Raw genomic sequence first — 12156 nt, 5'->3', positions numbered from 1 at the left:
TTTGAGATTCCTTTTTGGGCCGATTACACGCCAAAGTGACTGTAAAAATAAGTTATTAATGTTCTTTGTTTACTAATAAATGAAAACTTAACGTTCTATGTTACTGTTTTTGCAACGCTAGTGCTGCGAACCGCACTTATACGTTGTATGACCATGTCCGGCCGCCCGTCTCGGCTCGTTATAACGCTATAGTGAGCTTTAACAGCCATCAAAAACGACATTAAAAAAGACGCTTCGCCCTGCCGGATTGTTGCACCGACGGGACTTGCGTCTGTTGAGCAGGCTATATGCGTCTTGCCGCAGCGTTTTACGAATCCGACTTAGCCGTAAGTTTCCGTGTACTTCTCCGCGCTCCACAGCTTGTCTGCTTCGGAAGCGTCGTTCATCTCCACCACGATCATCCAGCCGTCCGAGTACGGGGATTTGTTGACATTCTCGGGAGCGTCTTCGAGCGCGCCGTTTACTTCCACTACTTTACCCGTTACTGGAGAATACAGCTCGGATACGGTTTTCACCGATTCTACGCTGCCGAACGGCTCGCCGAATTCAACGGAGTCTCCTACTTTCGGCAATTCGACGAACACGATGTCGCCCAATTCGCTTTGTGCGAAATCGGTAATGCCGATCGTCATCCGATTGCCTTCGATTTTAGCCCACTCGTGCTCTTCACTGTACTTCAACTCTGCTGGTACGTTCATTGTACGATCCCTCCCGAGGATATTCCGGGTTGTCCTTGTCGGCCCACCCGATCGGTTCGCTACTACGCTTCCTTAGGCCCCAAAATTTTATGAAGCCGCTGCTCGACCATGCCGATCGCTTTCTCGCCGGCGCCGTAAAACCGCATCTGGCCTTCCGCGTCGAACAAATAATAAGCCGGCACAAATTCGTTCTGGAACGAATCGGTAACCGCATGATCGTTGTCGATGGCGATCGGATGTTTCATCTCATACTGCTTGATCGTTTCTTTGACCGAGTCCAGATCGGTATCCTTCTCGGAACGGGGCATATGGATGCCGAGGAGCTGCAGGTTGTACTGCTCCCCGTACTTCTCCCGCCATTCGTTCAGCAGCGGCAAGCTTTCTTTGCACATATAACAGCTGACCGCCCAGAAGTGAACAAGTACAGGCTTTCCTTTAAACTGGTCTTTATTCAGTTCGCCGTTCACCCACTCCGTAATTCCGTGCAGATCGGGCATCGGCTCGCGCAAACGCAAAGGCATATCGGTTCCCTCCTCGGATGGTAAATTGTCTGTTCCCTCAGCAATTGGCAAATGCTGCGAAAAAGCCCCCCACCTGCAGCTTGCAGACAGGGGGGCTTCCCTTATGTTCCGATAACGTCCTGGACGATTACTTCGCAGTCAGATGCTTCTGACCTGGTTTCCAGTTAGCCGGGCACAATCCGCCGGATTGGAGCGCTTGAAGCACGCGGATCGTTTCATCCACGCTGCGGCCTACGTCCAGATGGTTAACCACTTGATATTTCAATTCGCCTTCCGGATCGATGATGAACAATCCGCGAAGCGCGATGCCTTCTTCTTCGATCAATACGCCATAGTCGCGGGCAACCGTCTTCGTGAAGTCAGCTGCAAGCGGGTAGTTCAAACGGCCGAGACCGTTCATGTCACGCGGAGTGTTGAGCCAAGCGCGGTGGGAATGCTTGCTGTCCGTGCTGACGCCGAGGATTTCCGCATCCAGGTCGTCGAACAGTTCTTTGGCGTCGCTCATTGCAATAATTTCGGTCGGGCATACGAATGTAAAGTCGAGCGGGTAGAAAAACAACACCAGCCATTTGCCTTTGTAGTCGTTAAGCGATACTTTACCGAATTCTTCTCCGTTGCCAAGCGCCGTTTCCATTTCGAAATAAGGTGCTTTCTTGCCAACCAAACGATCTGCCATGAGACGCTTACCTCCTTATAATTCCGTATTCTCCGTCTGCCTGACGCAGCCGGGAACCGGTATGAATTCCTGCTTGTATGGGAGCCTTGTCCAGGCCCACTTGTAAAATCGTATCATCCTGATTAGTGAAAGTCAATATCGATAATGAGTACTTGTTTAAATTTATTATAAACTTTGACGATCCGATGGCAAAAGCGAAAAAAGCTTCTTAACGAAGCCATTTCCACGTCGAATGCCCCTGCGTAAGCGGTAGCTTTTTCAGCGCCAGAAAGCACTCCGCTTCGCTAAAAACTTATGCTTTCTGGCTCTTAAAAAACTCCGGGAATCGCAACAGCGACAGCCCGGAGTCTCCGTACATCGTTTATTCGAATTAACGCTTCATCGCTGCAATGATCAGGTCGCCCATCGCTGTCGTGCCGATCGCCTTGCTCTTGTCGACGGCGATGTCGCCGGTGCGGTGGCCCGCGTCCAGCACGTCTTTCACCGCGTTCTCGATAACGTCTCCCGCTTCCTGGTAGTTAAAGGACAGCTTGAACATCAGCGCGACGGACAGAATGGTCGCAATCGGGTTCGCGATGCCTTGGCCGGCGATGTCCGGCGCAGAACCGTGTACCGGCTCGTACAAGCCGAAGCTTCCTTCGCCGAGGGACGCCGACGACAGCATGCCGATCGATCCGGTCAGCATCGCCGCTTCGTCGCTCAGGATATCGCCGAACATGTTCTCGGTGACGATCACGTCGAAGCTGGACGGACGGCGCAGCAATTGCATCGCACAGTTGTCGACGAGCACGTGCTCCAGCTCAACGTCCGGATACTCAGGAGCGATCCGGATCACCGTTTCCCTCCACAGGCGCGACGTTTCGAGGACGTTCGCCTTATCGACCGAGCACAGCTTTTTACGGCGTTTTTGGGCGATTTGGAACCCTTGGTGCACGATGCGCTCGATTTCTTTTACATTATATACGCAAGTGTCCACCGCTTCCTGGCCGTTGTCGCTGTCACGGCGGAACTTCTCTCCGAAGTAGATTCCGCCCGTCAGCTCACGCACGACGATCAGATCGGTGCCTTCCAGCACTTCCGGCTTCAGCGTCGAAGCTTCCTTCAAGCAGTCGAAAATAACGGCCGGACGGATGTTCGAGAACAGGCCAAGCGCTTTGCGGATGCCGAGCAGTCCGGTCTCCGGGCGGGTTTCCTTCGGATTGCTGTCCCATTTCGGTCCGCCAACGGCGCCAAGCAGCACTGCATCGGCGCGCTTGCATTTGTCGAGTGCGTCCTGCGGGAGCGGAGTGCCGGTCTCGTCGATCGCGATGCCGCCGAACAGGGCGCTTTCCGTCTCGAATTTGTACCCGAACAGCTCCTCGGTTTTTCTTAATACTTTTACCGCTTCGGCAATTACTTCAGGCCCGATGCCGTCGCCGGGAAGAATCGCGATTTTTTTCGTTTCTGCCATGGGGGAGGTCACTCCTAATTAGGGATTATAATCTCGGACTATCCTTTTACGCATACTATCATTTTTGCACATTTCCCCCGTAATGACAAAGATATAAAATCTATCGGCGTTATAGGAGAACGCAATAACTATAACAGATTCGACATAGGAACGGGAGAATACGGGCAGGATTTATTTCCCCGACTATGCTATTCTATTGCTATAGCATTAGAAGCCGCACCTGCTGCAAGCCGCCGCACAAGGTCCGAACCGGACAAGCGCCGCTTGACTGGCCCGGAACGATCACTCCACCTAAGGGGCAACCTGTCATGAATCCGAATATTCAACAATTCAAAGCCGAATTTTTTAAAGCGCTGGCCCATCCGATGCGCATCCGTATTCTGGAAGTGCTTTGCGAGGGGGACAAAACCGTCAATGAGCTGCAGACGATTCTCGGTTCCGAAGGATCGGCCGTATCGCAGCAGCTGGCCGTGCTGCGCAATAAAAACGTCGTGTACGGCATAAAGGAAGGTACCTCGGTCATATACTCTTTGCGCGACCCCTTAATTCGAGATTTACTGGCTGTGGCGAAGCAAATCTTCGATAACCATCTGGTCGATGCCATTTCCTTGCTCGAAGTCATCCGAAATGAACCCTAACCGGCTGAAAACCGGCCGATTCGGAAGTTGACGGAATCGGCTCGGCGGCTTAGTATAGTGCATATATTCAAATAATCAAATATTTAAAGAAAAGAAGGTTTGCACATGATACGGTCCGGCCGATTCGCCCGTTACGACGCCGCGGCTTTCCGGAAAGACCTCGTCTCCGGTATTCTTGTAGGGATTATTGCCATTCCGCTCGGAATGGCTTTTGCTATTGCCTCGGGCGTCAAACCCGAGTACGGGATTTATACGACGATCGTCGCCGGAGTCCTGATCTCTTTGTTCGGCGGTTCGCGTTTCCAGATCGGAGGACCTACAGGCGCCTTTATTCCGATCTTGTTCGCCATCGTGATGCAGCATGGCTACGAGGACCTGCTGATCGCCGGATTGATGGCAGGCGTCCTGCTCGTTCTCATGGGCTTGCTGCGGCTCGGCTCGCTGATCAAGTTCATTCCCCGCCCGGTCACGATCGGGTTTACCTCCGGCATCGCGGTTATTATTTTCAGCGGCCAGATCCCCAGCTTTCTTGGCCTGAAGGATGTGCAGAGGCACGAATTTTTCGGGGCGAATATGAAAGAAATTTTTCTACATCTGTCTACCCTTAACTTCTACAGCGTCGCTCTGGCTGCTATCGGCCTGGCGGTCATTCTCATCTCGCCCCGGCTATGGCCAAAAGTTCCCGGCTCGCTGATCAGCCTTCTCGTAACGAGCGTGATCGCATACGTGTTCTTCCGGGATCAGGTCGCTACGATCGGCTCGGCATACGGCCAGATCTCGGGCTCACTGCCCAGCGTTCATGTTCCTGCCCTGACTTGGGACAAAATAAGAGAGCTGGCCGGACCCGCGTTTGTGATCGCCATGCTCGGCAGCATCGAGTCGCTGCTCTCCGCCGTAGTAGCGGACGGAATGACCGGAAGCCGCCATAACAGCAACCGGGAGCTGATCGGCCAAGGCATCGCCAACATCGTCACGCCGCTGTTCGGAGGCATCCCTGCCACCGGGGCGATCGCCCGCACGGCCACCAACGTTCGTACCGGCGCCGTCTCGCCGATGTCCGGCATCATACACGGCGTCTTTGTCCTCGTCGTGCTTCTCGCTCTCGCTCCGCTGGCGTCCCATATTCCGCTGGCCGCGATGGCCCCGATTCTGATGATGGTCGCCTGGAACATGAGCGAGCGTAAAGAATTCGGCCGTATCCTGACGAGCCGCACGAGCGATTCGCTTGTCCTGCTTCTTACGTTTCTGCTCACGGTCTGGACCGACTTGACGACGGCCGTCGGCATCGGTATTTTGCTGGCTCTGCTGCTGTTCGTCAAAAGGATGGGCGAGATGCTTACCGTAGCGAAAGTGCTGCCCGATCCGAAAATTCCGCAGTCCCAAGTGAGCGCGTCGATTGCGGCGGAAGGGCACGGTTGTCCGCAAATCGAAATCTATACGATCGAAGGCCCGTTATTTTTCGGAGCCGCCAATATGTTCGAGAAATCCATTATGGATACGATCCATGACCGGCCGAACGTGCTGGTGCTGCGGATGGGCGACGTTCCTTTCATGGATACGACCGGGGAATCGAACCTTGCGAGCCTTGTCGAACATTTCGCCAAATTCGGCGGCACCGTCCTTGTCGCGGAAATTCGCACGCAGCCTATGGAAGTGATCCGGAGAACCGGATTGTACGAAACGATAGGCGAGGAGCGGTTTTTCGACCATACCGGAGACGCGATCCGTTACGCGCTTACGTATCTGGACAAGAAACAATGCTTGAGCTGCAAGCAGGCCGCCTTCCGCGAGTGCGCCGGACTGTCGCAAGCCGTTCCTTCGCACGACCCGGGAGCTGCCCAGCCTTCGTCCGCCGGCGTCTCGGGATAATCACCTCTCCCTTCCTTAATTGGACCAAAAGTCGAACCTTGACAAAAAAAATAGAAACCACTTTCAAAATCGGGTACAATAGTTGTATGCGAAAGGAAGGGAGAACCCTTATGAATTACACATTTTCCAGTTTTACCGACGGCCTGAAATCGTCCGCGGTACGTGAAATCTTGAAGCTGACCCAAGGAAACGCGGTCATTTCGCTGGCCGGAGGGCTCCCCGCGGAGGACCACTTCCCGATCGAAGCCGTCAAGGAAGCATTCGAGCGCGTCTTCCAGCATGGAGGCAAAAGCTCGCTGCAATATGGACTTACCGAAGGCTACACTCCGCTTCGCGAAGAGATTTGCAAGCGGATGGCCGGCAAAGGCGTTCACGTCAAGCCGGAGAACATGCTGATCACGACAGGCTCGCAGCAGGCGATTTATTTGCTTACGCGCATTTACTTAAGCGCGGGCGACGTTATTTTGGTTGAAAATCCGACTTATCTGGCTGCGCTGCAAATTTTCAAAGCAAGCGGCGTACAGGTGATCGGCGTCGAAGCCGATAATGACGGCATGCTGATGGACGATCTCGAAGCGAAGCTGAAGCAATACCGCCCCAAAATGGTATATGTCACGCCAACCTTCGCCAATCCGACCGGCAAAGTATGGAGCGTAGAACGCCGCAAAGGACTGCTCGCGCTCTGTAAGCCGAACAATGTGCTGATTCTCGAAGACGATCCTTACGGAGAGATCCAGTTCGACCCGAACGCCAAATATCCGTCGATCATGTCGCTCGACGACCATCCCGAAGACAGCGCTGTGCTGTATACGAGCACGTTCTCCAAGACGGTCGTGCCTGCGCTTCGGACCGGCTGGATCGTCGGAGATTCGCATGTGATCGCTCAGATGGCCAAAGCCAAGCAAGCGGTCGATCTTCATTCCAGCACACTCGACCAGCAGGCGCTCTACCAACTGCTGGCGAACTTCGATCTGGATGCCCACATCCGGACGATCCGCAGCGAATACGGCCGCCGGATGGAGCTGATGAAGTCGCTGCTCCAGGACAGCCGTTTCTCCGATCTGCGTTGGAGCGAGCCGCAGGGCGGCATGTTCTTCTGGGTCGAGCTGCCTGAAGGAATCGACGCTTCGGAGCTCCTTAAAAAAGCGGTCGAGAAAGGCGTCGCATTCGTACCCGGAGTTGACTTCTATGCGGAGAATCCTCGCCGCAACACGATGCGCCTGAACTTTACCCATACGGACAGTGCCAATATGAAGCTCGGCCTGAACCGGCTCGCCGAAGCACTGGACGCTTACAAGCAGAACGTATAAACCCGGCCCCGGCTCGAAAACGCCGGATGATGAGCAGCCCGCTTTCTCCTTGACGGAGAAGGCGGGCTGTTTGGTTTGACTTTGTCGGGTGCAGGTGAATAATTATTGCCAACTCGGCCATATTACGGACATAACGGCAACCTGTCCGGATGCCGGCTTTGCTCCGCAAAGCTCAGTTTACGCTTACGAAGCAGCTTTGCTCCGCAAAGCTCAGTTTACGCTTACGAAGCAGCTTTGCTCCGCAAAGCTCAGTTTACGCTTACGAAGCAGCTTTGCTCCGCAAAGCTCTTAAGAGAGAAGGCGATGAGAATCGACAATAAATCCATCTCCGCCATCCTGTTGTTTTTCCTGTTTATGGGCAGTGTGGGCTTCATGAACCACGTTATCGTCATTCCCGCCATCCTCGATATCGCCGGTCGCGACGCCTGGACGACCGTCCTGATGGGATTTGCCCTCCTCGCTCTCTGGACACTGCTCCCCGCCCTGGTCGTCCGGAAGATGAACGGCAAGCCGCTGAACGAGTGGCTGCGCGATCGGACAGGTCCGCTCGGGTCCAAACTTATTTTGACGCTGCCCTTTGTCGCGCTGATCGGGAGCGTGGCGGTCACCCTGTTCGACACCTTAACTTGGACACGAACCAACTATTTGCCCGAGACGCCTTTATTCGTTACCGGATCGGTATTCATGCTTCTTTGCTTGGCGGCCGCTGCCTCCGGCTTATCCGCTATCACGCTGGCCAACGGCATTTTGCTGCCATTCGTCATCCTGTTCGGACTATTCGTGATGACTGCCAACATTCCCGATAAACATTACGACCTTCTCATTCCGGTATTCGAAAAAGGTCCCGTTCCGGCGATCACCGCGATTCCGTTATTCGGCGCCGGTTATGTCGAGCTTGTGCTGATCGTTCTGCTGCAGCATCGGCTGAAACGTCCGGTCGGAGCGAAGTGGCTGCTGCTGATCGGCTTCGTCCTGGCCGGCCTGACGCTTGGGCCGATCATGGGCGCCATCTCCGAGTTCGGTCCGGCCGAAGCGGCCAAGCAGCGTTACCCCGCCTACGAGCAGTGGCGGCTTGTACAAATCGGCAAATATATCGAGCATGTCGACTTTTTATCGATCTATCAGTGGATGACCGGTGCGTTTATCCGAATCTCCTTATCACTGTATTTACTCGGCCAGCTCTCCGGTCTTCGCTCGGAGCGACAGAGAACGTGGCTGCTGTTACTGATTGGCGCCGCTGCCGTCGTTTTCGCTATCAGCCCGATCAGCGACGCCTCCTTTTATTACGCACTGAGCCGCTGCTGGCTGCCGGCCTCCTTCGGGATACTGTTTGTTTTCTCGTTGGCCGTGACCGTTGCATCCTGGCTCCATACGGACAGAGGAAGGAGTAAACGATCCGATGCCTGATTCGAATTACGAAGCCAAGTTTCGCCAATGGTTTGAAAACTGCGCCGACGTTATCATCCAGCCGGTGTCCGCCGGTGCCGCTCCGGACAGCCCCGGCTATGTGCTTCTCTATTGCGACGGGCTGTGCGATATGAACCGGATCGATCAGACCGTAATGCCGGCATTGCTGAACGGCTTTCATCCTTCCTTGGGTGCGGACGGCCTCCATGTGCCGGGTCTTCGCAGCAACCCGATCGAGGACACCGGCAATATCGAAGTTATATCCCAGCTCGTGTTCAAAGGACGTCTGCTGATCGCCTTCGAGGAAACGGGCCGACTGATCGACGTAGAAATTTGCAGCAGTCCCGAACGCCGCCCGGAAGAACCGAACATGGAAATGTCCGTGCTTGGCCCGCGTGACGGCTTTACCGAGCATATGGCGACCAATGCGGCGCTTATCCGCAAAAGGCTGCGATCCCGTCAATTGTTCTACGAAACTTATCGGCTCGGCACCCAAAGCGCAACCGGGATCGGCCTCTTTTATTTGTCCGACCGCGTAGAGCGGGAATGCTTGGAGCAAATTCGCAGCAGACTGCAAGCGGCAACACCGGAAATCGTCATCAGCGCCTCCCAGCTCGAGGAAATACTCGGCGACTCGCCGTTTGCCGTTTTTCCGCTGTTCAACTATACGGGCAGACCGGACTTTGCGATCAGCTGCATGATGCGCGGCAGAGTCATCGTGCTGATGGAAAACATCCCGCTTGCGCTGATTGCTCCCTCCAACCTGCTGCATATGCTGAAAAGTCCCGAAGATGCCCAGTTCGGATTCCTGATGGTTTCGTTCGGGCGCCTGCTCCGGCTGGTCGGGCTCGTATCCGCCGTATTTCTGCCCGGTTTCTGGATCGCTCTCGTCCAATACAATCACGACCAGCTCCCGTTCCCGCTGCTCGCTACGATCACCGTATCCCGCAACGGAATTCCGCTGTCCGCCCCGCTCGAGATGGCGCTTATGCTTCTGCTGCTGGAGCTGTTCCGGGAGGCCGGAGTACGTCTGCCCAAAACCGTCGGGCAAACGTTAACCGTAGTAGGAGGACTGATCATCGGCGAAGCGTCGATCCGTGCCGGCCTCGTCTCGCCGTCGATGGTCGTGGTAGGCTCGATTACCGCCGTAGCTACGTCAGCGCTCGTTAACCAGAAGCTGAGCGGCACGGTCAGCGTCCTGCGCCTGTATGTGTTTCTCGTCTCTTCCCTGCTCGGCATGTTCGGCTTTATCCTCAGCATTTTGTCGCTCGTGTTGTATCTGGTCCGTCTGCAGTCGTTTGGACTCCCTTACTTGTGGCCGGTCAGTCCCTTATCCCTGGGCGACTTTCTGCAGGGTGTCATCCGGGTCCCTTGGAAGTACATTACTCCTTATTTCCAAAAGAAGAAACGGACGGATCCGAAATCCGGAGCGGGGAGAGATCCGGTATGAGACCACCTGCGCGGAGCCGCATCCGGCGCCCGCTGCTCCTCCTGCAAGCGGTCTTGCTTCTGCTGCTGAGCGGCTGCTGGGATGCCAAAGAAATTCAGGACGTCGCTTACGTTTCGGCTATCGGAGTCGATTACGAGGATCAGCTATACCGGGTCTACGTCCAGTTGATCAGCTTCGGCAATGTGGCCAAAACGGAGGGTGCGACCGTCGGTACCGCCCAGAAGGCGCCGATCTGGGTCGGAACGGGAGTCGGACAGTCGTTGAACGAGGCGTTTTTCGACCTGTACGGAACGTCCCAGCTCCGATTGTTCTGGGGCCACGTCACGTCGCTTGTATACAGTGAGCGATTTATCCGGAAAGGGCTGAACGAACTGATCGATCTGGTCAACCGGTACCGCGAGATCCGGTATACGAAATGGGTGTTCGGTACAAGCGAACCAATCGATAAGCTGTTCGCCACTTCTCCACTGTTCAACCTGACGCCGCTCAGCTCGATTCTTCATCAGCCCGGAGAGCCGTTCAGGCAAAATTCGGTGGTCGTTCCGCTTCAGTCCCAGCGGTTCATCTCGTTGTTCAATGAACCGGCCGAGACGGTTCTGCTGCCGAGACTGGAGCTGCACAAAGGCAATTGGAAAATGGAACAAAAACCGCTCGGTATGCTGCGCATGCATGGAGCCTTTGCCTTTGCGGGCGGAAAATTCGTTGGCACCGTGCAGCACGAGAGCTTTACCGGCTTGCGGTGGCTTCACCCGGAGACGATCCGCACTCCCCTTCATGTGTACAAAAACGGAGAGCTTGTCGCCGCCCTTGTCATGAACAAGCCGAAGCCGCGGCTGGAATGCTCGGCCCGGCCGTCCGAAGGCCAGGTGAAATGCCGGCTTCGTTTAACCGTTCACGGTTCGATCAACGAGTTGTCTGCCGATATCGGCCTCTCTGCCCTCGAACACGAAGCCGCGGCTGCTATCGAGAACCAGATTCGCGATGCTTATCAGGCAGGAGTGAAACAAAAGCTCGATCTGCTCCAGATCGGGAACACGCTGTACAAAAAACAGCCCGCCCAATGGCACGAGCTGTTCGCGGACCAATTCCCGTTGAACGAGCAGTCGCTCGAATCGATTCAAGTACAAGCCCATATTTTATTCACCGGCAAATATAAAAATCAGGCAGCCCGCTGAATGAAGCGAAGGCTGCCTCTGTTTTTCCGGTCAGACGTTGTTTTCCACAAACTCAATCCGGTTGCCGAACGGGTCCCGGATATGGAAGCGGGTCTTGCCGGCAATGGGCTCATCCTCGTTAGCGCTAATTCCTGCCTCCTCCAGCCTGCTGCGAAGCTCCCCGATTCCGTGTACTTCGAAGGCGGGATGCGCCTTGGAGGCCGGAACAAAATCGTCCTGCACGCCAATATGCAGCTCATGCACCCCGCAGCGAAACCATACGCCTCCCCGCTTGCGGAGATTTTCCGGCTTCGGGATCTCCTCCATACCGAGCAAGCCGCCAAAAAAGCTTCGCGCTTCTTCCTCGCATCCTCTCGGTGCGGCCAATTGGACATGATCGATTCCTGCGTAACGATAGGACATAGGACTGGCCCTCCTTTTTATATAGTTTCATTAAATGAAACCATATTTTACAGAGTGATACTCCTTTAGATAGTATATTACCAGCTTCTATAGGTTTTGTCATCCGGATTCCGGCACCAGTAGGCGTCTCTACGCGAAAAAAACTCAAAAAGTCCCAAAGACGCCCCGTTCGGATTCCTGATGGAAATGATACTTCCAGTAGTCAGTGTTACGAATCGACTCTAAAGTCCGGGCGCTCCTTTTCGTGTACAAACCCTGCATTGGAGTGAGAGGGAATGGGTACCTTCGATCCAGCCGCTCGTTGATGAGGTTTGGTGGTTGCAAATCGACTCCAAATAAGAAATCCCATTCCCCTCATTTTTGTGATCAGGCTGTATTCGCCTTCGTCTTGGGACCGGTCATAAACCCGGATGTGCCAAAACGTATGCGCACGAACTCTGAACCAGATAGGAGTCTTTGTGGATTTTAACAGCTTCAAACCGCACTAGCGTTGCATAAAAGCTAACATCATAAAACATCTTCTTTTATTTACTAATAATGTTAATAAATGATGCATTTTC

Annotated in this window: 11 protein-coding genes; 6 read left to right on the top strand and 5 right to left on the bottom strand. The window is 54.5% G+C overall.

The window, feature by feature from the left end:
* Positions 1-320: 320 nt before the first annotated feature.
* The 4 genes from gcvH to leuB form a co-directional block, all read right to left on the bottom strand.
* Positions 321-698: a glycine cleavage system protein GcvH gene (gcvH, locus tag AC3Y2E_RS34250; RefSeq protein WP_190929094.1), complete on the bottom strand. Its 378-nt coding sequence runs from the start codon at positions 696-698 to the stop codon at positions 321-323.
* A gap of 62 nt (positions 699-760) precedes the next feature.
* Positions 761-1213: a redoxin domain-containing protein gene (locus AC3Y2E_RS34245; RefSeq protein ID WP_190929187.1), complete on the bottom strand. Its 453-nt coding sequence runs from the start codon at positions 1211-1213 to the stop codon at positions 761-763.
* A 133-nt stretch (positions 1214-1346) separates the two neighbouring features.
* Positions 1347-1895, bottom strand: a complete 549-nt coding sequence (locus AC3Y2E_RS34240; protein WP_190929093.1) for a peroxiredoxin — start codon at positions 1893-1895, stop codon at positions 1347-1349.
* Positions 1896-2265: 370 nt separating this feature from the next.
* Positions 2266-3345 carry a 3-isopropylmalate dehydrogenase gene (leuB, locus tag AC3Y2E_RS34235; RefSeq protein WP_190929092.1) on the bottom strand — a complete coding sequence of 360 codons (1080 nt, stop codon included), beginning with the start codon at positions 3343-3345 and terminating at the stop codon, positions 2266-2268.
* Between the two features lie 308 nt (positions 3346-3653).
* On the opposite strand from leuB, the gene AC3Y2E_RS34230 reads away from it, so the two are divergent.
* The 6 genes from AC3Y2E_RS34230 (at position 3654) to AC3Y2E_RS34205 (ending at position 11194) form a co-directional block, all read left to right on the top strand.
* Positions 3654-3983, top strand: coding sequence for an ArsR/SmtB family transcription factor (locus AC3Y2E_RS34230; RefSeq protein WP_332075689.1), 330 nt, complete (start codon positions 3654-3656; stop codon positions 3981-3983).
* 105 nt (positions 3984-4088) lie between these two features.
* Complete coding sequence (locus tag AC3Y2E_RS34225; RefSeq protein ID WP_379217857.1) at positions 4089-5852, top strand: SulP family inorganic anion transporter; 1764 nt, start codon at positions 4089-4091, stop codon at positions 5850-5852.
* Positions 5853-5962: 110 nt separating this feature from the next.
* Positions 5963-7162 carry an aminotransferase-like domain-containing protein gene (locus tag AC3Y2E_RS34220; RefSeq protein WP_379217855.1) on the top strand — a complete coding sequence of 400 codons (1200 nt, stop codon included), beginning with the start codon at positions 5963-5965 and terminating at the stop codon, positions 7160-7162.
* 303 nt (positions 7163-7465) lie between these two features.
* Positions 7466-8569, top strand: coding sequence for a GerAB/ArcD/ProY family transporter (locus AC3Y2E_RS34215; RefSeq protein ID WP_379217853.1), 1104 nt, complete (start codon positions 7466-7468; stop codon positions 8567-8569).
* Complete coding sequence (locus AC3Y2E_RS34210) at positions 8562-10019, top strand: spore germination protein (protein ID WP_379217851.1); 1458 nt, start codon at positions 8562-8564, stop codon at positions 10017-10019. The genes AC3Y2E_RS34215 and AC3Y2E_RS34210 overlap by 8 nt, the downstream gene beginning before the upstream one ends.
* Positions 10016-11194: a Ger(x)C family spore germination protein gene (locus AC3Y2E_RS34205; protein ID WP_379217849.1), complete on the top strand. Its 1179-nt coding sequence runs from the start codon at positions 10016-10018 to the stop codon at positions 11192-11194. The genes AC3Y2E_RS34210 and AC3Y2E_RS34205 overlap by 4 nt, the downstream gene beginning before the upstream one ends.
* A gap of 30 nt (positions 11195-11224) precedes the next feature.
* Here AC3Y2E_RS34205 and AC3Y2E_RS34200 read toward each other — a convergent pair whose 3' ends face one another.
* Complete coding sequence (locus AC3Y2E_RS34200) at positions 11225-11596, bottom strand: VOC family protein (RefSeq protein WP_379217846.1); 372 nt, start codon at positions 11594-11596, stop codon at positions 11225-11227.
* Positions 11597-12156 lie beyond the last annotated feature (560 nt).

This window comes from Paenibacillus sp. MAH-35 (assembly GCF_058135425.1).
The sequence above is the reverse complement of the archived record's forward strand: the minus strand, read 5'-3'. Positions and strand labels throughout refer to the sequence as shown.

Excerpts from the sequence above, each read along its gene's own strand:
- gcvH (WP_190929094.1), bottom strand. The coding sequence starts at position 698 with ATGAACGTACCAGCAGAGTTGAAGTACAGTGAAGAGCACGAGTGGGCT.
- AC3Y2E_RS34240 (WP_190929093.1), bottom strand. The coding sequence starts at position 1,895 with ATGGCAGATCGTTTGGTTGGCAAGAAAGCACCTTATTTCGAAATGGAA.
- leuB (WP_190929092.1), bottom strand. The coding sequence starts at position 3,345 with ATGGCAGAAACGAAAAAAATCGCGATTCTTCCCGGCGACGGCATCGGG.
- AC3Y2E_RS34230 (WP_332075689.1), top strand. The coding sequence starts at position 3,654 with ATGAATCCGAATATTCAACAATTCAAAGCCGAATTTTTTAAAGCGCTG.
- AC3Y2E_RS34225 (WP_379217857.1), top strand. The coding sequence starts at position 4,089 with ATGATACGGTCCGGCCGATTCGCCCGTTACGACGCCGCGGCTTTCCGG.
- AC3Y2E_RS34220 (WP_379217855.1), top strand. The coding sequence starts at position 5,963 with ATGAATTACACATTTTCCAGTTTTACCGACGGCCTGAAATCGTCCGCG.
- AC3Y2E_RS34215 (WP_379217853.1), top strand. The coding sequence starts at position 7,466 with ATGAGAATCGACAATAAATCCATCTCCGCCATCCTGTTGTTTTTCCTG.
- AC3Y2E_RS34210 (WP_379217851.1), top strand. The coding sequence starts at position 8,562 with ATGCCTGATTCGAATTACGAAGCCAAGTTTCGCCAATGGTTTGAAAAC.
- AC3Y2E_RS34205 (WP_379217849.1), top strand. The coding sequence starts at position 10,016 with ATGAGACCACCTGCGCGGAGCCGCATCCGGCGCCCGCTGCTCCTCCTG.
- AC3Y2E_RS34200 (WP_379217846.1), bottom strand. The coding sequence starts at position 11,596 with ATGTCCTATCGTTACGCAGGAATCGATCATGTCCAATTGGCCGCACCG.